Genomic DNA, 24,544 nt, shown 5'->3' on the forward strand with positions numbered 1-24,544 from the left:
ATAGCCTATCATATGAAATTATCTTACTTAAAAAATAGTTTTAAATTATTTTTATTTTTAATAAGTGTTTCAGCTTTTTCTCAGCACGAGCTTAAAAACAAAGTAGTAGACTTTGTAAACTTGTTACCTATAGAAAATGCAAGTGTTTATGTTCAAAATACAACTATTGGTACAGTAACTAATGCAGATGGTAAATTTGTGCTTTTAGTGCCAGAAGAAATGGCTAAAGATACTTTGGTAATCTCTTCAATAGGTTTTAAAAGTTATAAAGTGCCTGTAGAGGAGTTTGATAATTCATTTGAAGTTTTTCTTGAAGAAGATGTCGCAACTTTAGAAGAAGTAGTTTTAAATGCAACACCAAGACCAAAAACAGGTGACAGTATTGTGCTTCGTGCTTTAGAGCGTTTAGATAGAAATTTTCCATCACAAGCTTATCTTCAAAAAGGATTCTTAAGACATAAAGAGCGAAATAAAAAACAATTTAAATGGCTAATCGAAAGTGCGATTACTGTTTATGACGACACAACGTACGTTAATGGTGAAACGGATAATCTTAAAATAAACGTAGACGAAGTAAGAAAAAGCTACGACTTAAGAGATGTAGATAGTCTTTTTGCGTACTCAACATATCTAAAGTATAATGCAAACGTTAATTTAAAACCTAAAAACTTAAAAAGAGACACTATAAAAACATCATCTCTTGTTAAAGCAATTAAATGGAATGACACTAGAGTAAACGGGCTAGAAGGTCTATTTAAAGGTAAGTTGAATTTAGTAAGAAACTCAAAAAGTCCGGACGCCTTGTTTGGAGAAGATGTGCTAGCTACACACAAATTTAGATTGGATACTATTTTAGTTGATAACGAACGTAAGATTTATAAAATTCAAATAGATAAATCCAGAGAATACGTTGGTTTAGATACAGAAGGTATTTTTAACGAAGGGTACAACGCTAAAGGATGGATATACATTTACTGGGATAATTTTGCAATTAAAAAGATAGAATACGATTTAGTAGCAGCATCTCCAGCTCAAAAAACACGAAGTAAAAGATTATTTGATACACAAACCAACCATAAATTAGTGATTAGTTATATGGAGTATCAAGACAAGATGTATCCAAACTACATTTATTACGAAACACCAAAACTGGTTAACGTAGGTTTAAAGAATGATCAAAATTTAACTGAAGAAGAGCAAGAACGCTACAATAAAGAAGAACGTTTTTATTACACAGTGCAAGAAATATTATTTACCGAAATAATTTTAGACGAAGAAAAGCTATCGCAAGTAAATACATCAAATTGGGATCCAGATATTTTTGCAAAAAAACCTTATCATAAATCATTTTGGGATAATTACAATACCCTATTAGAAAGTGAAGAAGATGAGCAGCTTATCAAGGATTTAACTAAAAGATCTTCACTTTATAATAAAAATTAAAAGACAACAATTAAGGCAATTAAAATATTTTTTAATTAAAGTTGAAATATTTAAAATACTTCCTATATTTGCACACCAAAATTTTAAAAGAGAGGAGGTTAAGACACTATGTTAATAATTCCATTAAAAGACGGAGAGAATATAGAAAGAGCGTTAAAACGTTACAAACGTAAGTTTGACAGAACAGGAGCGCGTAAAGCTTTATACGAGCGTAAACAATTCGAAAAGCCTTCAGTTGTTAAAAGAGCACAAGTTCAAAAAGCACAATATATTCAAAGACTAAGAGATCAAGAGTCAATCTAATTTTCTAAGTTAAAAAAATTAAATCCCACTTAAATAAAGTGGGATTTTTTTATGTTCAAAAATTAAAAGTGTATATTTATATTTCATCCTCAAGCGTATGTTATTACAATCATTTCTAGAATATTTACTACTCGAAAAAAACTACTCAGAGCTTACCATAAAAGCTTATGGTAAAGACATACAATCGTTTCTAGATTTTTTAAAAGAAGAATATAAAAATGAAAACCTAAAAGAAGTTAACTACGCTCAAATAAGATCATGGATTATACAAATGGTCAATCAAAATATTTCTAACAGAAGTATTAATCGAAAAATTTCATCCTTAAATAGTTTTTTCAAATTTTTAATAAAAACAGAATACATTAAAACTAATCCATTAGCTAAACACAAATCCTTAAAAACTAGTAAAAAAGTGCAAGTGCCTTTCTCTGAAGAAGAAATAAATTCTGTGTTAAATAAAATAAGTCACGCAGATAGTTTTGAAGGTGTAAGAAACAAACTTATTATCGAACTTTTTTACGCAACAGGAATAAGAAGGATAGAACTTATTAATATCAAGGTAAAAAACATAGACTTAGAGAATAAAACTGTTAAAATACTTGGTAAAAGAAATAAGGAGCGTGTCATTCCGTTATTAAATATGCTTGTAGATAGTATAAAAACGTATTTAGAAAAACGAAAGTCTTTAGAGAAGATAGAAGATGAAGATTACTTACTATTAACAGTTAAAGGTGTTAAATTATACGAAACACTTGTTTATAGAATAATCAATGAGTACTTTAGTCTAGCTTCAAGCAAAGTAAAAAAAAGTCCACATATACTCAGGCATTCATTTGCAACGCACCTTTTAAATCAAGGAGCAGAGCTTAATGCGGTAAAAGAACTTTTAGGGCATTCGTCATTAGCAGCAACACAGGTATATACACATAATAGTATTGCAGAGCTAAAAAAAGTTTACGCAAAAGCACATCCAAGAAGTAAAAAGGACTAATTGTTTAACCAAAAATTAATTCTCATGGAGGTAAACACACAAGCAGTTAACTTTAACGCAAAACCACAATTATTAGAATTTATTCAAAGAAGAATGAATAAGCTAGAACAATTTTATGACAAAGTCATACAGACAGATGTCTATTTAAAAGTTGAAAACACAAATAATAAATCAAATAAAATATTTGAAGCCAAAATAAATATACCAGGAGATAGTTTAGTGGTAAAAAAAAAATGTAAAACATTTGAAGAAGGAGTAGATACAGCAATTTCTTCATTAAAAAGACAACTTCAAAAGCGAAAAGAAAAATTAAGAGCACATTTTTAAAATATTTCTCAAAAAATGTTTTGAATAAAAAAATAAATATATACATTTGCAGTCCGTTAGAAATAGCGGGCTTTTTTTGTAGTGTAAAAAAAGTTAAAAAGCCGATGTAGCTCAGCTGGCTAGAGCAGCTGATTTGTAATCAGCAGGTCGTGGGTTCGAGTCCCTCCATCGGCTCGTTTAGATAGAAAGCTTAATAAAAGTTTTTACGTTCATATAAAGAGTGAAAAGTTTAAATTGGGGAGATACTCAAGCGGCCAACGAGGGCAGACTGTAAATCTGCTGACTATGTCTTCGCAGGTTCGAATCCTGCTCTCCCCACTTTTTTAAACTTGATTAAGGATTTTAAATAATTGCGGGAGTAGCTCAGTTGGTAGAGCGTCAGCCTTCCAAGCTGAATGTCGCCGGTTCGAACCCGGTCTCCCGCTCTAATATTTAAGCCGGTGTAGCTCAGGGGTAGAGCGTTTCCTTGGTAAGGAAGAGGTCACGGGTTCAAATCCCGTCATTGGCTCTATATTTAAACAGAAAATTAGAATACACTAATATTATTATATAACTAAGATTAAATTATTAAAACATGGCAAAGGCAACTTTTGATCGTTCAAAACCACACTTAAATATTGGTACTATTGGACACGTAGATCACGGTAAAACAACTTTAACTGCTGCTATTACTAAAGTATTAGCTGATGCAGGTTTATCAGAATCAAGAGATTTCGATACTATCGATAACGCTCCAGAAGAAAAAGAAAGAGGTATTACAATTAATACTTCTCACGTAGAATATCAAACAGAAAAGCGTCACTACGCACACGTTGACTGTCCAGGTCACGCCGATTACGTAAAAAACATGGTAACTGGTGCTGCTCAAATGGATGGTGCTATCTTAGTGGTTGCTGCAACAGATGGTCCTATGCCACAAACTCGTGAGCATATCTTATTAGGTCGTCAGGTTGGTATTCCTCGTATCGTTGTTTTCTTAAACAAAGTAGATATGGTGGATGATGCTGAGCTTTTAGAGTTAGTTGATATGGAAGTTAGAGAGTTATTATCTTTCTATGAGTATGATGGAGATAATGGACCTGTAATTTCTGGTTCTGCTTTAGGTGCACTTAATGGTGAGCAAAAGTGGGTTGATACTGTAATGGAATTAATGAATGCAGTAGATGAGTGGATTGAAGAGCCTGTTCGTGATATGGATAAGCCTTTCTTAATGCCAATCGAGGATGTATTCTCTATTACGGGTCGTGGTACAGTAGCAACTGGTCGTATTGAGACAGGTGTTGCTCAAACAGGAGATCCTGTAGAAATTATTGGTATGGGTGCTGAAAAATTAACTTCTACTATTACAGGTATCGAAATGTTCCGTCAAATATTAGATAGAGGTGAAGCTGGTGATAATGCAGGTATCTTATTAAGAGGTATTGAAAAAACACAAATCTCTAGAGGTATGGTAATCACTAAACCTGGATCTGTAACACCACACGCTAAATTTAAAGCTGAGGTTTATATCCTTAAGAAAGAAGAAGGTGGACGTCACACTCCATTCCATAATAACTATCGTCCTCAATTCTATGTACGTACAACTGACGTAACAGGAACAATTTCTCTTCCTGATGGAGTAGAGATGGTAATGCCAGGAGATAACTTAACTATCACTGTTGAGTTAATTCAGCCAATTGCAATGAACGTAGGTTTACGTTTCGCTATCCGTGAAGGAGGTAGAACAGTTGGTGCTGGTCAGGTAACTGAAATTTTAGACTAAGTTTTAGTCAGCTAAAATAAAATTAAGGTGCTTCGTTTTTCGAAGCGCCTTGATTTATATTAACGGGTTTAGCTCAGTTGGTAGAGCACTGGTCTCCAAAACCAGGTGTCGGGAGTTCGAGTCTCTCAACCCGTGCAAAATAAATAGAATCTTTTAAGGTTTTATTTGAGCTTAAAAATTAAAATGTCTACTCTTTTAAGAAGAGACATAAATAAATAAAATTATGGCTGGAGTGGTAAATTACATAAAAGAATCATTTACAGAACTAAAGAATAATGTCAGTTGGACACCATGGGCAGAAGCTCAAAGTTTAACTATTCTAGTGGCTGTTTTTTCAATCATCTTTTCACTAGCTATTTGGGGAGTAGATACGGTTTTTAGTAAAGTAATAAGTTTATACTTTAATCTAATAAACGGATAAGATATAATGGCTGAAGTTGGAGAAAAAAAATGGTATGTTGTAAGAGCAGTTAGTGGACAAGAAAATAAGGTTAAAACTTATATTGAAAACGAAATTGCAAGACTAGGACTACAAGATTATGTTGAACAAGTATTAGTGCCTACAGAAAAGGTAGTTCAGATACGTAACGGAAAAAAAATAAATAAAGAAAAAGTTTATTTCAGCGGTTACATTATGATTAAAGCTAATCTTTCTGGTGAAGTACCTCATATTATTAAATCCGTTACAAATGTAATTGGTTTTTTAGGAGCTACTAAAGGAGGTGATCCATTACCATTAAGGCAATCTGAAGTAAACCGAATGTTAGGTAAAGTTGATGAATTAACTGTTGATACAGATGTTAATGTAGCTATACCTTATGTAGTAGGAGAGACAGTAAAAGTAATTGATGGACCATTTAATGGTTTTGATGGTACTATAGAAAAAATTAACGAAGAAAAGCGTAAGCTTGAAGTAATGGTGAAAATATTTGGAAGAAAAACACCATTAGAGTTAAGCTACATGCAAGTTGAAAAAATATAATAATTGTTACACTAAGGAAAGTACTCATTGCTTCCAAAAAGTGAGTATGAAACTAAATTATTCAAAATGGCAAAAGAATTAGGAAAAGTAGTTAAACTACAAGTAAGGGGAGGCGCAGCGAACCCATCGCCGCCGGTTGGACCCGCTTTAGGTGCTGCTGGAGTTAATATCATGGAGTTCTGTAAGCAGTTTAATGCTAGAACCCAAGATAAAGCTGGTAAAGTATTACCAGTGGTGATTTCCGTTTACAAAGACAAGTCTTTTGACTTTGTAATCAAAACACCACCTGCAGCAGTTCAATTATTAGAAGCGGCCAAAGTAAAAAAAGGTTCAGGAGAACCTCATGTAAGAAAAGTAGCAAAAGTTTCTTGGGATCAAATCAGAACTATTGCAGAAGATAAAATGCAAGATTTAAATGCGTTTACATTAGATTCTGCAATGAAAATGATTGCTGGTACTGCAAGATCTATGGGTATAACTGTTAAAGGTGGAGATGCACCAAATTAACCTAAAAAGATTTTAAGAAAATGGCAAGATTAACAAGAAAACAAAAAGAAGCTCAAGCAAAAATAGAAAAGGATAGATTATATTCTTTAGAAGAAGCTTCAGCTTTAGTAAAAGAAATAACAAACACCAAGTTTGATGCTTCTGTAGATTTAGCTGTTAGATTAGGAGTAGATCCTAGAAAAGCTAATCAAATGGTTAGAGGTGTTGTATCTCTTCCTCACGGAACAGGTAAAGATGTTAAAGTATTAGCATTAGTTACACCAGACAAAGAAGAAGAAGCTAAAGAAGCAGGTGCGGATTACGTAGGTTTAGATGAATACCTTGATAAAATCAAAAGTGGTTGGACAGACGTAGACGTAATTATTACAATGCCTAGCGTTATGGGTAAATTAGGACCTTTAGGTCGTGTATTAGGACCAAGAGGATTAATGCCTAACCCAAAAACAGGAACAGTAACTATGGATATAGCTAAGGCTGTAACAGAAGTAAAGGCTGGTAAGATAGACTTTAGAGTTGATAAAACTGGTATTGTTCATGCATCAATAGGTAAAGCATCATTTAGTGCAGATAAAATTGCAGGTAACGCAAACGAATTATTAACAACATTAATTAAACTTAAGCCAACTGCAGCTAAAGGTACTTATGTAAAAAGTATTTACATGTCAAGTACTATGAGCCCAAGTATTGCAATAGATACTAAAATAGGTTAAGTAGTTAAAAACTTTTATTATGACAAGAGAAGAAAAATCACAAGTAATTCAAGACTTAACTGCACAATTAGCCGATAACGCTAATATCTATATTGCAGATATTTCTGGATTAAATGCAGGTGCTACTTCAGACTTACGTCGTGCTTGTTTTAAAGCAAACGTAAAGTTAGCAGTAGTAAAAAATACATTACTTGAAAAAGCAATGGAAGCTTCAGATAAAGATTTTGGAGACTTACCAACAACTTTAAAAGGAAATACTTCAGTAATGTATTCTGAAACAGGAAATGCTCCAGCTAAGGTAATAAAAGCCTTCAGAAAGAAGTCTGAAAAGCCTTTATTAAAAGGTGCTTTTATTGAAGAAGCTATCTATGTAGGAGATGACCAATTAGATACATTAGTAGACATCAAGTCAAGAGAAGAATTAATAGGAGATATCGTTGGATTATTACAGTCTCCAGCTAAAAATGTTATTTCAGCTCTTAAATCTGGTGGAAACACATTATCTGGTTTAGTTAAGACCTTATCAGAAAGAGAAGGTTAAAAGAGTACGCACTTTTACAATTATATATTAAATTAAAAAATTATTAAAACGATAGAAAAATGGCAGATTTAAAAGATTTCGCAGAACAATTAGTTAACTTAACAGTTAAAGAAGTAAACGAGTTAGCTACTATTTTAAAAGATGAATACGGTATAGAGCCTGCTGCTGCTGCAGTAGCTGTTGCTGGTGGCGCTGCTGCTGGTGGAGCAGAAGCTGCTGAAGAAAAAACAGAATTCGACGTAGTTCTTAAAGCAGCTGGAGCATCTAAGCTTGCAGTTGTTAAATTAGTTAAAGAATTAACTGGTTTAGGATTAAAAGAAGCTAAAGAATTAGTTGATGGTGCACCAAGTAACATCAAAGAAGGAGTTTCTAAAGACGAAGCTGAAGGCTTAAAATCTTCATTAGAAGAAGCAGGAGCAGAGGTTGAGCTTAAGTAAGCTTAACACTTAAATTTTACAAAGGTTTAGGTCTGGAGAGTTGTCTCTTAGACCTAAACCATTTGTCGTATATAGTGATTAACTATATACAAACATTTTTTTTTAATCAAAATTTCGTCCATTGATGTTAGTAACACAAGCTGAAAGATTAAATTTCTCTTCTATTATAAATAGAACTGAATACCCAGACTTTATGGATATTCAGATTAAATCCTTTCAGGATTTTTTCCAGTTAGAAACTAAATCTGAAGAAAGAGGTGATGAAGGTTTATATAACACCTTCCTAGAAAACTTTCCAATTACAGACACACGTAATCAATTTGTTTTAGAATTTTTAGATTACTTTATAGATCCACCAAGATACACTATTGAAGAGTGTATAGAAAGAGGATTAACTTATAGCGTTCCTTTAAAAGCAAGGTTAAAGTTATATTGTACAGATCCTGAACATGAAGATTTTGAAACCATAGTTCAAGATGTGTATTTAGGAACAATACCTTACATGACTCCTAGTGGTACATTTGTTATCAACGGAGCAGAACGTGTAGTAGTATCTCAATTACACAGATCGCCAGGTGTGTTCTTTGGTCAATCTTTCCATGCCAATGGAACAAAATTATATTCAGCAAGAGTTATACCTTTCAAAGGTTCTTGGATTGAATTTGCAACAGATATTAACCAAGTAATGTATGCGTACATCGATAGAAAGAAAAAGTTACCTGTAACTACTCTTTTTAGAGCTATCGGTTTTGAGCGTGATAAAGATATATTAGAAATTTTTGATCTTGCAGAAGAAGTTAAAGTTTCTAAATCTGGACTTAAAAAAGTTTTAGGACGTAAGTTAGCAGCACGTGTACTTAATACATGGCACGAAGATTTCGTTGATGAAGATACAGGAGAAGTTGTTTCTATTGAGCGTAACGAAATTGTTTTAGATCGTGATACAGAATTAGATAAAGATAATATAGAAGAAATCCTTGAAGTTGGAGTAAAAACCATTCTTTTACATAAAGAAACATCTCAACAAGGAGATTACGCTATTATTCATAATACACTTCAAAAAGATCCAACAAATTCTGAAAAAGAAGCTGTTGAACATATTTACCGTCAATTACGTAATGCAGAACCGCCAGATGAGGAAACTGCACGTGGTATTATTGACAAATTATTCTTCTCTGACCAACGTTACTCTTTAGGTGAAGTAGGTCGTTATAGAATGAACAAAAAATTAGGTCTTGATATTGGTATGGACAAACAAGTTCTTACTAAAGAAGATATCATTACCATTATTAAATATTTAATCGAGTTAATCAACTCTAAAGCAGAGATTGATGATATTGATCACTTATCAAATCGTCGTGTACGTACAGTAGGAGAGCAATTATCATCTCAGTTTGGTGTTGGTTTAGCACGTATGGCTCGTACCATTCGTGAGCGTATGAATGTACGTGATAACGAAGTGTTTACACCAATAGACTTAATTAATGCTAAGACGTTATCTTCAGTAATTAATTCATTCTTTGGTACAAACCAGTTATCTCAGTTTATGGATCAAACAAACCCATTAGCAGAGATTACTCACAAACGTCGTTTATCTGCATTAGGACCAGGCGGTTTATCTCGTGAGAGAGCAGGTTTCGAGGTTCGTGATGTTCACTATACTCACTACGGAAGACTTTGTCCTATTGAAACTCCTGAAGGTCCAAACATTGGATTAATATCATCACTTTCTGTATATGCAAAGGTGAATTCTATGGGATTCATTGAAACGCCATACAGAAAAGTTGAAGACGGAGTAGTAGATATTAAAGGAGATCCAATATATTTAAGTGCAGAAGAAGAAGAAGAAAAATTAATCGCTCAAGCAACTGTAAAAGTTGATGATAGTGGTAAAATCCTTCACGACAAAGTAATTGCTCGTATGGAAGGAGATTTCCCAGTAATGGATCCAAAAGAAATCCATTATACAGATGTGGCGCCTAACCAGATTTCTTCAATTTCAGCATCTTTAATTCCATTCTTAGAGCACGATGATGCCAACCGTGCATTAATGGGATCAAACATGATGCGTCAAGCAGTACCATTATTAAGACCTCAATCCCCTATCGTAGGTACAGGTCTTGAAAAGCAAGTTGCATCAGACTCTCGTGTATTAATTAATGCAGAAGGAAATGGTGTTGTAGAGTATGTAGACGCTAATGAAATCGTAATTAAATACGAACGTACAGAAGACGAAGCTAAAGTAAGTTTTGATAGTGATGTTAAATCTTACCCTTTAATTAAGTTTAGAAAGACTAACCAAGGTACTTCAATCAACCTAAAACCAATCGTAAGAAAGGGAGATAAAGTTGTTAAAGGTCAAGTACTAAGTGAAGGTTATGCAACTGAAAAAGGAGAATTAGCTTTAGGTAGAAACATGAAAGTTGCCTTCATGCCATGGAAAGGGTATAACTTTGAGGATGCGATTGTGATTTCTGAAAAAGTAGTTCGTGAAGATATATTTACATCTATACATATTGATGAATATTCTTTAGAAGTAAGAGATACAAAACTAGGTAATGAAGAGTTAACTAATGATATACCAAACGTTTCAGAAGAGGCTACTAAAGACTTAGATGAAAATGGTATGATCCGAGTTGGAGCAGAAGTTAAACCTGGAGATATTTTAATTGGAAAAATCACTCCTAAGGGTGAATCTGATCCAACTCCAGAAGAAAAACTTTTACGTGCTATTTTTGGTGATAAAGCTGGAGATGTAAAAGATGCTTCTCTAAAAGCATCACCTTCATTACACGGTGTTGTAATTAATAAGAAGTTGTTCTCTAGAGCTATTAAAGATAAACGTAAAAGAGCTCAAGACAAAGAAGATATAGCAAAATTAGAAACGTTATATGCTACTAAATTTGATGAGTTACAATCTGTTCTAGTTGATAAACTTTTTACAATTGTTGGAGGAAAAACATCTCAAGGTATATACAATGATTTAGGAGAAGAAGTTTTACCTAAAGGTAAAAAGTTTACTCTTAAAATGTTAAATGCTGTTGATGACTATACTCACTTAACAAGTGGTACATGGACAACAGATGAGCATACTAATAAATTAGTTGCAGACTTAATCCATAACTACAAGATTAAGGAGAATGATTTACAAGGTGCGTTAAGAAGAGAGAAGTTTACTATCTCTGTTGGAGATGAACTTCCATCAGGAATTATCAAACTTGCAAAAGTTTACATTGCTAAAAAACGTAAACTAAAAGTAGGAGATAAGATGGCAGGACGACATGGTAACAAAGGTATTGTTGCACGTATTGTACGTCAAGAAGATATGCCTTTCTTAGAAGATGGAACACCTGTTGATATCGTTCTTAACCCATTAGGTGTACCTTCTCGTATGAATATTGGTCAGATTTATGAAACAGTACTTGGTTGGGCTGGGCAAGATTTAGGTAAAAAGTTTGCTACACCAATCTTTGACGGTGCTACATTAGATCAAATTAATGAGCTAACAGACGAAGCAGGTATCCCAAGATTTGGACATACATATCTATATGACGGAGGAACAGGTGATCGTTTTGATCAACCGGCTACAGTAGGTGTTATTTACATGCTTAAACTTGGTCATATGGTTGATGATAAGATGCACGCACGTTCTATCGGACCTTACTCTTTAATTACACAACAACCATTAGGTGGTAAAGCACAATTTGGAGGTCAGCGTTTTGGAGAGATGGAAGTTTGGGCACTAGAGGCATATGGTGCATCTAGTACACTTAGAGAAATCTTGACAGTAAAATCTGATGACGTGGTCGGAAGAGCTAAAACTTACGAGGCAATCGTAAAAGGAGAAGCTATGCCAGAACCAGGATTACCAGAATCTTTTAACGTATTAATGCACGAATTAAAAGGTTTAGGGTTAGACATTAGATTAGAAGAATAAAAAAATAGTAGTCAGTAATCAGTATGTAGTTAATCTACATACTGAAAGCTGGAGACTGAATACTATAAGAAATTATGGCTAGAAAACAAGATAAGAATACAGTAAAGAGATTTAATAAAATCTCAATTGGTTTAGCATCACCAGAGTCTATTTTAGCAGAATCTAGAGGTGAAGTTTTAAAACCAGAAACTATCAATTATCGTACTCATAAACCAGAAAGAGATGGTTTATTTTGCGAGCGTATTTTTGGTCCTGTAAAGGATTATGAGTGTGCTTGTGGTAAATATAAACGTATTCGTTACAAAGGGATTGTATGTGACCGATGTGGTGTAGAAGTAACAGAAAAGAAAGTACGTCGTGACCGTGTAGGGCACATTAATTTAGTTGTACCAGTAGCTCATATATGGTACTTCCGTTCTTTACCTAATAAAATAGGATATTTATTAGGATTACCATCTAAAAAATTAGATATGATTATTTACTACGAACGTTACGTAGTAATTCAACCAGGTAATGCTAAAAATGAAGAAGGAGAACCATTACAAAAAATGGACTTCTTAACAGAAGAAGAGTATTTAAATATTTTAGAAACACTTCCTCAAGATAATAACTATTTAGAAGACACAGACCCTAATAAGTTTATTGCTAAAATGGGAGCAGAGTGTTTAATAGAATTATTATCAAGAATAGACTTAGATGCTTTATCTTATGAGTTAAGACATAAAGCAAATAATGAAACTTCTAAACAACGTAAAACAGAAGCTTTAAAACGTTTACAAGTAGTTGAAGCTTTACGTGAATCTAATGAAAATAGAGAAAACCGTCCAGAATGGATGATAATGAAGGTGGTACCAGTAATTCCACCAGAATTAAGACCATTAGTGCCATTAGATGGTGGACGTTTTGCTACTTCAGATTTAAATGATTTATACCGTCGTGTAATTATACGTAACAACCGTTTAAAGCGATTAGTAGAAATTAAAGCTCCTGAAGTAATTTTACGTAATGAGAAGCGTATGTTACAAGAATCTGTAGATTCATTATTTGATAACACACGTAAATCTTCTGCTGTAAAAACAGATTCTAACAGACCATTAAAATCTTTATCAGATTCTTTAAAAGGTAAGCAAGGACGTTTCCGTCAAAACTTACTTGGTAAGCGTGTAGATTACTCAGCACGTTCTGTAATTGTTGTAGGACCAGAATTAAAATTATTTGAGTGTGGTCTACCTAAAAATATGGCAGCAGAGTTATACAAGCCTTTCGTAATTAGAAAATTAATTGAGAGAGGAATTGTAAAGACCGTAAAATCTGCAAAGAAAATTATAGATAAAAAAGAACCAGTAGTTTGGGATATTTTAGAAAATGTTTTAAAAGGACATCCAGTACTTTTAAACCGTGCTCCTACGCTTCACAGACTTGGTATTCAAGCTTTCCAGCCTAAATTAATAGAAGGTAAAGCTATACAATTACACCCATTAGTGTGTACTGCATTTAATGCCGATTTTGATGGTGATCAAATGGCGGTTCACTTACCGTTAGGTCCAGAAGCTATTCTTGAAGCGCAATTACTTATGTTAGCGTCTCATAATATCTTAAACCCTGCAAACGGTTCGCCAGTTACTGTACCATCTCAGGATATGGTTCTTGGTTTATATTATATGACTAAAGAGCGTAAATCTACTCCAGAAGTTCAAATAAAAGGAGAAGGTTTAACTTTTTATTCAGCAGAAGAAGTAACTATTGCTTATAATGAAAAGCGTGTTGACTTAAACGCAGGAATTAAAGTTAGAGCAATCGATTTTAATGAAGCTGGAGAGTTAGTACCACAAATTATTGAAACTACAGTTGGTCGTGTACTTTTTAATGAAAAAGTACCAGCTGCTGCAGGTTATATAAACACGGTATTAACAAAGAAAGCTTTAAGAGATATCATTGGTAATATCTTAAAAGTTACTAGTGTACCAGAAACAGCTCAGTTCTTAGATGAAATAAAAACTTTAGGATACAACTTTGCTTTTAGAGGAGGTTTATCTTTTAGTTTAGGAGATATCATTATTCCTGCTGAAAAGCAAGAAATGATTGATGCTGCAAACAAAAAAGTAGATGTTATTACAGGTAACTATAACATGGGATTAATTACAAATAACGAACGTTATAATCAAGTAATTGATGAGTGGACATCTACCAATGCCGAGTTAACAGAATTATCTATGAAACGTATTAGAGAAGACCAACAAGGGTTTAACTCTGTATATATGATGCTTGATTCTGGAGCTCGTGGATCTAAAGAGCAAATTCGTCAGTTAACCGGTATGCGTGGATTAATGGCTAAGCCTAAAAAATCTAACGCTGGTGGTGGAGAGATTATTGAAAACCCAATTCTTTCTAACTTTAAAGAAGGACTTTCAATTTTAGAATACTTTATCTCTACTCACGGTGCTCGTAAAGGTCTTGCCGATACCGCACTTAAAACAGCCGATGCAGGTTACTTAACTCGTCGTTTAGTAGATGTATCTCAAGACGTTATTGTAAATAGTGAAGATTGTGGTACTTTAAGAGGTGTAGAAGTTGCACCACTTAAAAAGAATGACGAAGTTGTAGAAAGTTTAGGTGAAAGAATTGTTGGGCGTGTATCATTAAATGATGTTTATGATCCATTAACAGAAGAAGTATTAGTAGAAGCAGGTCAATTAATTGACGAAGCAATTGCTGATAAAATAGAAAAATCACCTATTGAGTCTATAGAAGTACGTTCACCATTAACATGTGAGGCAAAGAAAGGTATTTGTGCACAATGTTACGGTCGTAACCTAGCAACCAACAAAATGGTTCAACGTGGTGAAGCTGTAGGTGTTGTAGCAGCGCAGTCTATTGGAGAGCCAGGAACACAGTTAACACTTCGTACTTTCCACGTAGGAGGTATTGCAGGAAACATTTCAGAAGAAAATAAATTAATAGTTAAGTTTGATGGTGTTGCCGAAATTGATGACCTTAAAACAGTAAAAGGTACAGATAATGAAGGTAACGAAGTAGATGTTGTAATCTCACGTACATCAGAACTTAAACTTGTTGATAAAAAGACAGGTATTGTTTTAAGTACTAACAATATCCCTTATGGATCGCATATCTTTGTTAAGAGTGGAGATAAGTTAAGTAAAGGAGATGTTGTTTGTTCTTGGGATCCATATAACGGTGTAATCATTTCAGAATTTGCAGGAAAAGTAAGGTATGAAAATATCGAGCAAGGTGTTACTTATCAAGTAGAAATTGATGAGCAAACAGGTTTCCAAGAAAAAGTAATTTCTGAATCAAGAAACAAAAAATTAATACCTACTCTTATTATAGAAGATAGTAAGGGAGAAGCAATCCGTTCTTACAATTTACCAGTAGGAGCACACATTATGATTGACGATGGTGATAAGATTAAGGTTGGAAAAATCTTAGTTAAAATACCACGTAAATCTGCTAAAGCAGGTGATATTACAGGAGGTTTACCACGTGTAACAGAATTATTTGAAGCACGTAACCCTTCTAACCCAGCTGTTGTTAGTGAAATTGATGGAGTTGTATCTTTTGGTAAAATTAAAAGAGGTAACCGCGAGATTATTGTAGAGTCTAAATTAGGAGATATTAAGAAGTACTTGGTTAAATTATCTAACCAAATCTTAGTACAAGAAAATGACTTTGTAAAAGCAGGTATGCCTTTATCTGACGGTTCTGTAACACCTAACGATATCTTAAATATTAAAGGTCCTTCTGCAGTACAACAATACTTAGTTAATGAAGTACAAGAAGTTTACCGTTTACAAGGAGTAAAAATTAATGATAAGCATTTTGAGGTTGTTGTAAGACAAATGATGCGTAAAGTTAGAATTATTGACTCTGGAGATACTGTATTCTTAGAAAACCAACTAATTCATAAATCAGATTTCATAGAAGAAAATGATGAAATCTTTGGAATGAAAGTAGTAGAAGATGCAGGAGATTCTTCAAACTTAAAAGAAGGTCAGATTGTTTCTGCTTTCCAATTAAGAGACGAAAATTCTATACTTAAACGTGAAGATAAAAAGTTAGTTGTAGCTAGAGACGCTAGACCAGCCACAGCAACCCCAATCTTACAAGGTATTACAAGAGCATCACTTCAAACTAAGTCGTTTATATCTGCAGCATCGTTCCAAGAAACAACAAAAGTTCTTAATGAGGCAGCAGTAAGCGGAAAAGTAGATACTTTAGAAGGTCTTAAAGAAAATGTAATTGTAGGTCACCGTATACCAGCAGGAACAGGTATGAGAGCTTATGATAATATTATAGTAGGATCTAAAGAAGAATTTGATCAAATGATGAAAGCTAAACAAGAGGTTAATTTTAACTAATATTTCTTGTTAAGAATATCATTTTAAAATTTATTAATACTAAAAGAATCCTGCTTCAAGCAGGATTCTTTATTTAAAATAAAATAACATGTCAGACAATAAAGACAATAAGCAAAAACAAGGACAAATAAATATTGAGTTAGATGAGAAAGTTGCAGAAGGAACATATTCTAATCTTGCAATAATAAATCATTCAGTTTCAGAATTTGTAATTGATTTTGTAAGCATTATGCCAGGTACACCAAAAAGTAAAGTAAAGTCTAGAATTATATTAACACCACAACATGCTAAACGATTATTAAAAGCGTTAGGTGATAATGTAAATAGATTTGAAAAAGCTCATGGCGAAATTAAAGATTATGAGCAACCACCAATTCCATTAAATTTTGGTCCAACTGGTCAAGCATAAAAAAATCCCATCTTTTTGATGGGATTTTTTATTTATAGATTTTTGTTATTTGCAATCAATTTTTCAATCAATTTAAGTTATCTGTTTAAAAAAACCAAGTGTTTTTAATAAGGTTTTTATGTTGAAATTCAAAATTGTAATGTTATTATATATCTTTTGATTATAATCTCTTAAAATAGCTTAAAATTGATTTTTTAGTTATTTGAATTCTGAAACATAATGAAATTTTATACTAGGGTATTTTTGTTCTGTCATTTGAAGAGAAAAAGCAGAGTCTGCTAAAAACACTAGTTGACCTTGTTTATCTTTTGCAAGAAAACGTTGCTTAACTCTTAAGAAATCTTTGTATTCATCATTTTTAGGATCTTCTGGATCTACCCAACATGCTTTATATACATTTAAATTTTCATAGGTACATTTAGCTCCGTATTCATGTTCTAATCGATATTGAATCACTTCATATTGAAGTGCTCCAACGGTACCAATTACTTTTCTTCCATTCAATTCTAATGTAAATAATTGGGCAACACCTTCATCCATTAATTGATCTATACCTTTATATAATTGTTTAGATTTTAAAGGATCTGCGTTATTGATATATCTAAAATGTTCTGGAGAAAAGCTTGGTATTCCTTTATAGTTTATAATTTCTCCTTCTGTTAGCGTATCACCAATTTTAAAGTTTCCTGTATCGTGTAATCCTACAATATCACCAGGATAGGAAACATCTACTATTTCTTTTTTTTCAGCAAAAAATGCATTAGGACTAGAAAATTTCATTTTCTTATTATTTCTAACGTGTAGATATGGAGTATTTCTCTTAAACTCACCCGAAACAATTTTTATAAATGCAAGTCGGTCTCTATGCTTAGGGTCCATATTAGCATGAATTTTAAAGACAAAACCAGTAAATTGCTTCTCATCTGGTTTAACTAAGCGTTCTTCACTGTTTTTTGCTCTAGGTTTTGGCGCTATATCTACAAAACAATCTAGTAATTCTCTAACACCAAAGTTATTTAAAGCAGAACCAAAAAATACAGGTTGTAAATTACCATTAAGGTATTCTTCTCTATCAAAATTTGGATAAATACCTTCAACTAATTCTAATTCTTCTCTTAAAGTTTCGGCAGATTTATCACCAATTAAGCTATTAACTTCTGGTGAGTTTATATCTGAAATTTCTATAGTTTCTTCAATGTTCTTTCTGTTATCACCACTAAATAAGTTAATATTTTGTTCCCAAATGTTATATATACCTTTAAATTCATAACCCATTCCTATAGGAAAACTTAGCGGTATAACTTTTAATTTAAGTTTTTGTTCTATTTCGTCTAATAATTCAAAAGCGTCTTTACCTTCTCTATCTAATTTATTGATAAAAACAATCATTGGTATATTACGCATTCTACATACTTCAACTAATTTTTCTGTTTGTTCCTCAACACCTTTAGCTACGTCTATAACTACAATTACACTATCTACAGCAGTAAGTGTTCGGTAAGTATCTTCAGCAAAATCTTTATGTCCTGGTGTGTCTAAAATATTGATTTTTATTCCATTGTACTCAAAAGCTAATACAGAAGTTGCTACAGATATACCTCTTTGGCGTTCAATTTCCATAAAATCACTTGTAGCACCTTTTTTAATTTTATTACTTTTTACAGCTCCTGCTTCTTGAATAGCACCACCAAAAAGTAATAGTTTTTCTGTAAGTGTAGTTTTACCTGCATCTGGATGAGAGATAATACCAAAGGTTCTCCTTCTGTTGATTTCTTCTATAAACTTCATTGAAAATTTAATTTGCGCAAATATATAGCTATTATTTACATTTTAATATAGTATGTGTGGGCTATGTCAAATTTTGTTTTAATAAAAACATTAACTTAAAGTAATGTCAAAAGAACTGATAAATCATTCATATTGTGAGAAATTTCTTTTGGTAGACAGAAAATTGCATTTCATCGAAAAATGATATTTGTTTAGAACATTTTAAGGTTTCTTTAACCAAAACGACATAATTTAGCATTGTGCAATTACCTTCCCTTAGGGTAATTTAATATGTGTAAATAACTGATTGTCATTTTTTTTAGAGTAACAGAGTGCCTGTAACTAAAGTTTAGTTTAATTAAATTTAGTTTATGGGTTTTATATAGTATTATAATATTCTTAACATTATTCATATAAATATGAACATTTTTACTTTCTCCAAAAGAATTAAGTTAATAGCCCTTTTTTGTACTTTTTCTTTAATGTTTGTGTCATCTGTTTTAGCAGATGGAACTAAACAAGTAATGCCAAATTCAACTAATGGTACAGCAATTTATATAAGAACAGATGCTGGTAATGTAGGTCCATATCTGGGAGCTCCTGAAACTGAAAGACTTTATTTTACTATAGCTGATGCTTCGGTAGAGAATCTTTATTTTGGAGTTCAGGCAAGAATAAGAAATTCGTATGCAGGAGGAAATAATCCTTTGTTAACTAATTTTTATTATAGAATATTTAACGCAGCAGGTGTGCCACAAACACCTGCTACTTTGTTTACAAACAATGGTACGGCTGCAGGTTATATACCAAATTATGCTTCTGCTGTTGCAGGACCAAATATTGGAGGAGCAACACCTGCAGGTTATAATCCTATAACATTTAATCCATCAGCAAACGGTGATTATTACATTGAACTTTATTCTAGTAATGATGGAGGTGCAACTGCTGTTAATACTGCTCCTGGAGGAATTAATTTTTTACCGTATTTTGATTTTACTGTTTCTGATGCTTCAAACAACCAAGTAGAAGGAAGAATATGGTCAAGAAAGTGGAGTTTTATTACATATAGAGTTGAAGATGCTGATAATAATGCAACGACACCAAATGTTCCTAATCCATCAGATGTAGCTTCTTTTGAAGGAGATTTTTATGCGTATACAGATGATCAAGTAATAGTACAAGTTCAGTTTGAACCAGGATTCAGACCATTTGGTTACCAATTAGCAATGAATAGATTTGGAGTGGTTAATGATGATGACGATATGTCGAACGATTTCCTAACAACAAGAAGATCGCAAACATATGGATTAGGTACTCCAGTAAATCTTGATAATGGTTATCAAGTCTTTATTACAGAACCAGATCAAAATGTGTTTATACCTAGTATTGAGCCAAACCCTGTAGTTGCTGATAAAATTTTAGGTTGTCCTGGTAATTACTTTATACCAATAACATTAATATTAGCTCAAGATACAGCTATAATCTTAGACTTTAATGGTGTGGCTGGTTATCAATCAGGGACAGAAGATGTTTTAATTGAAGTTTATGAAAATACACCAGGTCAAAAATTAATTCCATGGGATGGTAATGATGGTTTAGGTAACCCAGTAACAACAAATGCAACAACTGTAACGGTTGTATCATATATAGGACGTACTAATGTCCCTATGATTGATGCCGAATTAAATATTAATGGTTTAAGTATTAATGGGATTGCTCCAACAGCAGGAAGTAAACAAATGTTTTGGGATGATAGAGCTGTTACGGTTACTAACGACGGAACTGGATGTAATGTAGCAGGAGGTAGTAATGCTTTAAATAATATAACAACAGTAAATCCTGCATTTAGCAGAGAAGGTCTATTAGATGGTACTTTTGGACCTGCTCACGCATGGAGTTCAAGTAATCCAGACGATTCTGTACCTGCTATCAGCCAAGGCGGTAATAATACTAATGCCGTTTTATGTGATGACTTTGGAAACACTCGTGTGATTAATACTTGGTTTTATGGATCAACAAGATCTACAACTCCATCGTCAATTGAAATACCTTTATGTGATAATGATAATGACGGTATTTTAGATAATACAGACATTGATGATGATAATGATGGAGTTTTAGATGTTACAGAGAATAATAATGAAGATCCATTAGCAGATGAAGATGGAGATGGAGCAGCTAATTACTTCGATCCTGATTTTTCAGGTTTTATAGATGCCAATGGAGATGGTATAAGTGATCAGTATGATTTAGATGGAGACGGAATAATTAATCAGTTTGATTTAGATACTGATGGAGATGGATGCTCTGATGCATACGAATCTAACGCAACAACAGATACAAGCCCAAATTTTCAATTTACAGACTTAAGTGGCGATGCAGATGGATTGTCTCCAACTGTTGACCCAGGAAATGATGGTACTCCAGATTACCTTGTAACTTATATTCAAGCGACAGATGGAGTTAGTTTATGTGTAAATCAATGTAACGCTTCAGCTTCAGGAAATACAAATTCAGACAATGATAATATATCAGACTTTTGTGATAATGATGATGATAATGATGGTATAATTGATACTTTAGAGCTTAATTGCTCTCCAACGTTTGTACTATTGGGACAAACGTTCTCAGATAATACTTCAAATCCAGGTGTAGTAAACAGTATCTATAATTATGGTTCAGCTAGCGCAACGTTTACATATCAAATAGAAGGTAATACAACATGGGCATCTGGTGTTTCAAGTCAAACAGTTGCAGGTGTAGATGGAGAATATATAAATACGCAAGTAAGCAATACTAATTTTTCTGTTGGAGATAAAGGTATTTATACTTTGACTTTTTCAGAGCCTATTTATAATCTTAATTTTAAATATGGAGGTCTTGATAATGCAGATAGAGTAGATTTTCAAGCTACTAATGCCGGTTCAAATGTACCCGTAACTCTTACGGATATTAATCTTGGCGCAAACGGACAAATTGTAAATCAAACAATATTTAGTACAGCAGGTGGCAATAATGCTCCTAATAATAGCATACAAGTTTCAGTACAAGGTCCTTTAGATGAAATTAAAATTTATGTTGGTAAAAATAATGGAAATGCAGGAAATGTAACGCTACAAATTTATGAGTTAATTTATTGTCTACCATTAGACACAGATTCAGATACAATACCAAATCATTTAGATAATGATTCAGATGCAGATGGATGTTTTGATGCTATTGAAGGTGACGCTTCTATTACATCTTCAAGCGTTAATACTCAAGGTGAAATATTAGGAAGTGTTGATTCAAATGGAGTTCCTGATTCAGTTTCAGGAGGACAGAATATAGGTAGTTCTTTAGATGATAATATAAACTCTTGTTTAGGCGACTTAAGCGGAACAGTATTTGAAGATACTAACGGAAATGGCGTACAAGATGCAGGCGAAGCAGGCATCGCAGGTGTAGAAGTAATCATCACCGATATTGATGGTAACCCAACAACAGTAACCACAGATGCTAATGGAGATTGGACCGCAACCGACATACCAGTAGGCGATGCAACGGTAGATGTAGATGAGACTAGTTTACCAGCAGACATTACAGATACCTTAACCACAACAGGCTCAGATCCAGAGACGGTAACCGTAGTTGAAGGCACAAACACAACTACCGATGATGGTTATGCACCAGCATTAGGCGACTTAAGCGGAACAGTATTTGAAGATACCAACGGAAATGGCGTACAAGATGCAGGCGAAGCAGGAATTGCAGGTGTAGATGTTGTAGTAACAGATGTCGATGGTAACCCAACGACAGTAACGACAGATGCCAATGGAGATTGGACAGCAACAGATATTCCAGTAGGCGATGCAACGGTAGATGTAGATGAGACAACCTTACCAGCAGACATTACAGATACGTTAACCACAACAGGTTCAGATCCAGAGACGGTAACCGTAGTTGAAGGCATAAACACAACCACCGATGATGGGTATGCACCAGAGCCTTGTCCAGATGCAACAGATACTGATGGAGATGGCTTAACAGACTGTGAGGAAACAACAGGAATCGATGATCCAAACACACCAGAAGATCCAAACACATATGGACCAGGACCATTCGATCCAAACAATCCATGTGATCCAATCGGAATCAATAGTACCGATACTGATGGAGATGGCTTAACAGACTGTGAGGAAACGACAGGAATTGATGATCCAAACACGCCAGAAGATCCAAACACATATGGACCAGGACCATTCGATCCAAACAATCAATGTGATCCAATCGGAATCAATAGTACCGATACTGATGGAGACGGCTTAACAGACTGTGAGGAAACAACAGGAATTGATGATCCAAACACACCATTAGTTCCAACAGGAACTAGTAATCCAAATGATGCTTGTGATCCATTTGTAGATGCTGGAGGATGTACTCCGATAGCTATAGATGATACAGTAACAGGAGTAGCAAGTAATACAAATGTATCTGTAGATGTTGTAGATAATGATTCTGATCCAAACGGGACAATAGATTCAACTACTGTTAATTTAACAGATCCTTCAGCTATAGATGCTGATGGTGACGGTTACAATGACACTTTAGTTGTTCCAGGCGAAGGAACTTGGATAGTAGATCCAACTACAGGAGTGATAACATTTATCCCTGAATCTGAATTTACAGATGACCCAACACCAATTGGTTACACTGTAGAAGATAATGATGGAAATGTATCTAACGAAGCTATTGTAACTATTGATTACGAAACTCAAAATCCAATAGCAGAAGACGACGACAGTTTACTAAATCCTTTTGGCTCTACAGTAGTTATAGATATAATAGCCGATAACGGTAATGGTCAAGATGTTGATCCAGATGGAACATTAGATTTAGGTTCTGTAAGCATAACAACACCAGGAGCAACTGATACAGATGGAGATGGAGATAATGATACGTTAGTAGTGCCAGGAGAAGGAACTTGGGTAATAGATGAATTAGGTATACTTACATTTATACCAGAATCAGGGTTTAACGGAGATCCAACACCTATAACTTACACTATTCAAGATAATGATGGTAATATATCTAATGAAGCAATAGTAACAATTACTTATGAACCAGATGGAGATTCAGATGGAGATGGTGTTTTAAGTTCAGTTGAAGTTCTAGAAGGAACAGATCCAACAGATCCTTGTGATTACAATCCAGAAAGTATTACAGAAACTCAAGCAGAACCTTGGATTTCTTCAGATTGTGATGGTGACGGGTATTTCAACGGAACAGAATTAGAAGATGGTACTAATCCATTAGATCCTTGTGATTTTGATTATTTAAGTAGTTCTGATGTATCTCAGTCTCAAGCATGGTTAGACGCAGATTGTGATAATGATAATGTGCCTAACGGAACAGAATTACCTTACGGTGATACTGACGGAGACGGAATACCAAACTGGTTAGATCCTGATGATGACGGAGATGGTGTTGATACTATAAATGAAGATTATGGAGATGTAGATGACTCAGACGGAGAAGTTGATCCACAAGGTGATGGAGACCCAACTAACGACGATTCTGATGAAGATGGAACACCAGATTATTTAGATACTGATGATGATGGAGATGGTATATTAACAGAAGATGAATATCCTGATCCTAATAATGACGGAGTTGGTTTTGGTGATGATGCAGTAGATAGTGATGGCGATCAGTTACTACCAGATTACTTAGGGTTTAATAATGCTTCACCTTCAGAAGACGATTTAGAAGTATTTAATGCAGTAACACCAAACGGAGACGGAGATAATGATGTTTTCATTATTAGAAATATAGAATTATATCCAGAAAACACTGTTAGGATTTATAACAGATGGGGAGTAATTGTTTATGAAGTTTCAGGATATGGTCAAAACGGACAATTCTTCAAAGGAGAATCTAATGGACGTGCAACTATTAAAACAGAAAAACAATTGCCAGTAGGTACTTATTACTATGTTATTGAATATAACAACGGAACCGAAACTAAATCTAAAGCAGGATATCTATATATTCAACGTTAAATTATAAGTAA

Annotated in this window: 16 protein-coding genes and 5 tRNA genes; 20 read left to right on the plus strand and 1 reads right to left on the minus strand. The window is 33.7% G+C overall.

The features are described from left to right. Nucleotides 1–12: 12 nt before the first annotated feature. From ACEQT4_RS09645 to ACEQT4_RS09735, 19 genes are all read left to right on the plus strand, one after another. Entirely contained in the window at nucleotides 13–1,443 is a 1,431-nt protein-coding gene (locus ACEQT4_RS09645) for a carboxypeptidase-like regulatory domain-containing protein (protein WP_370227295.1), read from the plus strand. A gap of 108 nt (nucleotides 1,444–1,551) precedes the next feature. Next, the gene (rpsU, locus tag ACEQT4_RS09650; protein WP_027880448.1) at nucleotides 1,552–1,746 is read left to right on the plus strand and encodes a 30S ribosomal protein S21; all 195 of its coding nucleotides are present in this window, start codon (nucleotides 1,552–1,554) and stop codon (nucleotides 1,744–1,746) included. Between the two features lie 97 nt (nucleotides 1,747–1,843). Continuing rightward, on the plus strand, nucleotides 1,844–2,737 hold the full coding sequence (locus ACEQT4_RS09655) for a tyrosine-type recombinase/integrase (RefSeq protein ID WP_370227297.1): 894 nt from the start codon (nucleotides 1,844–1,846) through the stop codon (nucleotides 2,735–2,737). 24 nt (nucleotides 2,738–2,761) lie between these two features. After that, on the plus strand, nucleotides 2,762–3,064 hold the full coding sequence (hpf, locus tag ACEQT4_RS09660) for a ribosome hibernation-promoting factor, HPF/YfiA family (protein WP_370227299.1): 303 nt from the start codon (nucleotides 2,762–2,764) through the stop codon (nucleotides 3,062–3,064). 100 nt (nucleotides 3,065–3,164) lie between these two features. Further along, nucleotides 3,165–3,238, plus strand: a tRNA-Thr gene (locus tag ACEQT4_RS09665). A gap of 62 nt (nucleotides 3,239–3,300) precedes the next feature. Further along, nucleotides 3,301–3,382, plus strand: a tRNA-Tyr gene (locus ACEQT4_RS09670). A gap of 34 nt (nucleotides 3,383–3,416) precedes the next feature. Beyond that, nucleotides 3,417–3,489: transfer RNA gene (locus ACEQT4_RS09675), tRNA-Gly, on the plus strand. Between the two features lie 11 nt (nucleotides 3,490–3,500). After that, nucleotides 3,501–3,572, plus strand: a tRNA-Thr gene (locus tag ACEQT4_RS09680). 66 nt (nucleotides 3,573–3,638) lie between these two features. Next, complete coding sequence (tuf, locus tag ACEQT4_RS09685; RefSeq protein WP_027880451.1) at nucleotides 3,639–4,826, plus strand: elongation factor Tu; 1,188 nt, start codon at nucleotides 3,639–3,641, stop codon at nucleotides 4,824–4,826. Between the two features lie 62 nt (nucleotides 4,827–4,888). Then, a tRNA-Trp gene (locus ACEQT4_RS09690) sits at nucleotides 4,889–4,961 on the plus strand. An 88-nt stretch (nucleotides 4,962–5,049) separates the two neighbouring features. Continuing rightward, nucleotides 5,050–5,247, plus strand: coding sequence for a preprotein translocase subunit SecE (secE, locus tag ACEQT4_RS09695; RefSeq protein WP_027880452.1), 198 nt, complete (start codon nucleotides 5,050–5,052; stop codon nucleotides 5,245–5,247). Nucleotides 5,248–5,253: 6 nt separating this feature from the next. Then, nucleotides 5,254–5,808, plus strand: coding sequence for a transcription termination/antitermination protein NusG (gene nusG / locus ACEQT4_RS09700; protein WP_027880453.1), 555 nt, complete (start codon nucleotides 5,254–5,256; stop codon nucleotides 5,806–5,808). Nucleotides 5,809–5,874: 66 nt separating this feature from the next. Further along, the gene (gene rplK, locus ACEQT4_RS09705; protein WP_027880454.1) at nucleotides 5,875–6,315 is read left to right on the plus strand and encodes a 50S ribosomal protein L11; all 441 of its coding nucleotides are present in this window, start codon (nucleotides 5,875–5,877) and stop codon (nucleotides 6,313–6,315) included. Nucleotides 6,316–6,335: 20 nt separating this feature from the next. Then, nucleotides 6,336–7,025, plus strand: coding sequence for a 50S ribosomal protein L1 (gene rplA / locus ACEQT4_RS09710; protein ID WP_027880455.1), 690 nt, complete (start codon nucleotides 6,336–6,338; stop codon nucleotides 7,023–7,025). A 19-nt stretch (nucleotides 7,026–7,044) separates the two neighbouring features. Then, the gene (gene rplJ, locus ACEQT4_RS09715; protein WP_027880456.1) at nucleotides 7,045–7,566 is read left to right on the plus strand and encodes a 50S ribosomal protein L10; all 522 of its coding nucleotides are present in this window, start codon (nucleotides 7,045–7,047) and stop codon (nucleotides 7,564–7,566) included. A 59-nt stretch (nucleotides 7,567–7,625) separates the two neighbouring features. Next, on the plus strand, nucleotides 7,626–8,003 hold the full coding sequence (rplL, locus tag ACEQT4_RS09720) for a 50S ribosomal protein L7/L12 (protein ID WP_027880457.1): 378 nt from the start codon (nucleotides 7,626–7,628) through the stop codon (nucleotides 8,001–8,003). Nucleotides 8,004–8,127: 124 nt separating this feature from the next. After that, entirely contained in the window at nucleotides 8,128–11,940 is a 3,813-nt protein-coding gene (rpoB, locus tag ACEQT4_RS09725; protein ID WP_370227305.1) for a DNA-directed RNA polymerase subunit beta, read from the plus strand. Nucleotides 11,941–12,014: 74 nt separating this feature from the next. Next, nucleotides 12,015–16,316, plus strand: a complete 4,302-nt coding sequence (rpoC, locus tag ACEQT4_RS09730) for a DNA-directed RNA polymerase subunit beta' (RefSeq protein WP_027880459.1) — start codon at nucleotides 12,015–12,017, stop codon at nucleotides 16,314–16,316. An 88-nt stretch (nucleotides 16,317–16,404) separates the two neighbouring features. After that, nucleotides 16,405–16,725, plus strand: coding sequence for a DUF3467 domain-containing protein (locus ACEQT4_RS09735; RefSeq protein ID WP_027880460.1), 321 nt, complete (start codon nucleotides 16,405–16,407; stop codon nucleotides 16,723–16,725). Nucleotides 16,726–16,923: 198 nt separating this feature from the next. Here the strand turns inward: ACEQT4_RS09735 and ACEQT4_RS09740 are convergent, their stop codons facing one another. Continuing rightward, nucleotides 16,924–18,513: a peptide chain release factor 3 gene (locus ACEQT4_RS09740; RefSeq protein WP_370227308.1), complete on the minus strand. Its 1,590-nt coding sequence runs from the start codon at nucleotides 18,511–18,513 to the stop codon at nucleotides 16,924–16,926. 461 nt (nucleotides 18,514–18,974) lie between these two features. Here ACEQT4_RS09740 and ACEQT4_RS09745 point away from each other — a divergent pair, with 461 nt between their 5' ends. Continuing rightward, nucleotides 18,975–24,533, plus strand: coding sequence for a gliding motility-associated C-terminal domain-containing protein (locus tag ACEQT4_RS09745; protein WP_370227310.1), 5,559 nt, complete (start codon nucleotides 18,975–18,977; stop codon nucleotides 24,531–24,533). Nucleotides 24,534–24,544 lie beyond the last annotated feature (11 nt).

It is taken from the genome of Mesoflavibacter sp. (assembly GCF_964226795.1).
Classification (GTDB): domain Bacteria; phylum Bacteroidota; class Bacteroidia; order Flavobacteriales; family Flavobacteriaceae; genus Mesoflavibacter; species Mesoflavibacter zeaxanthinifaciens.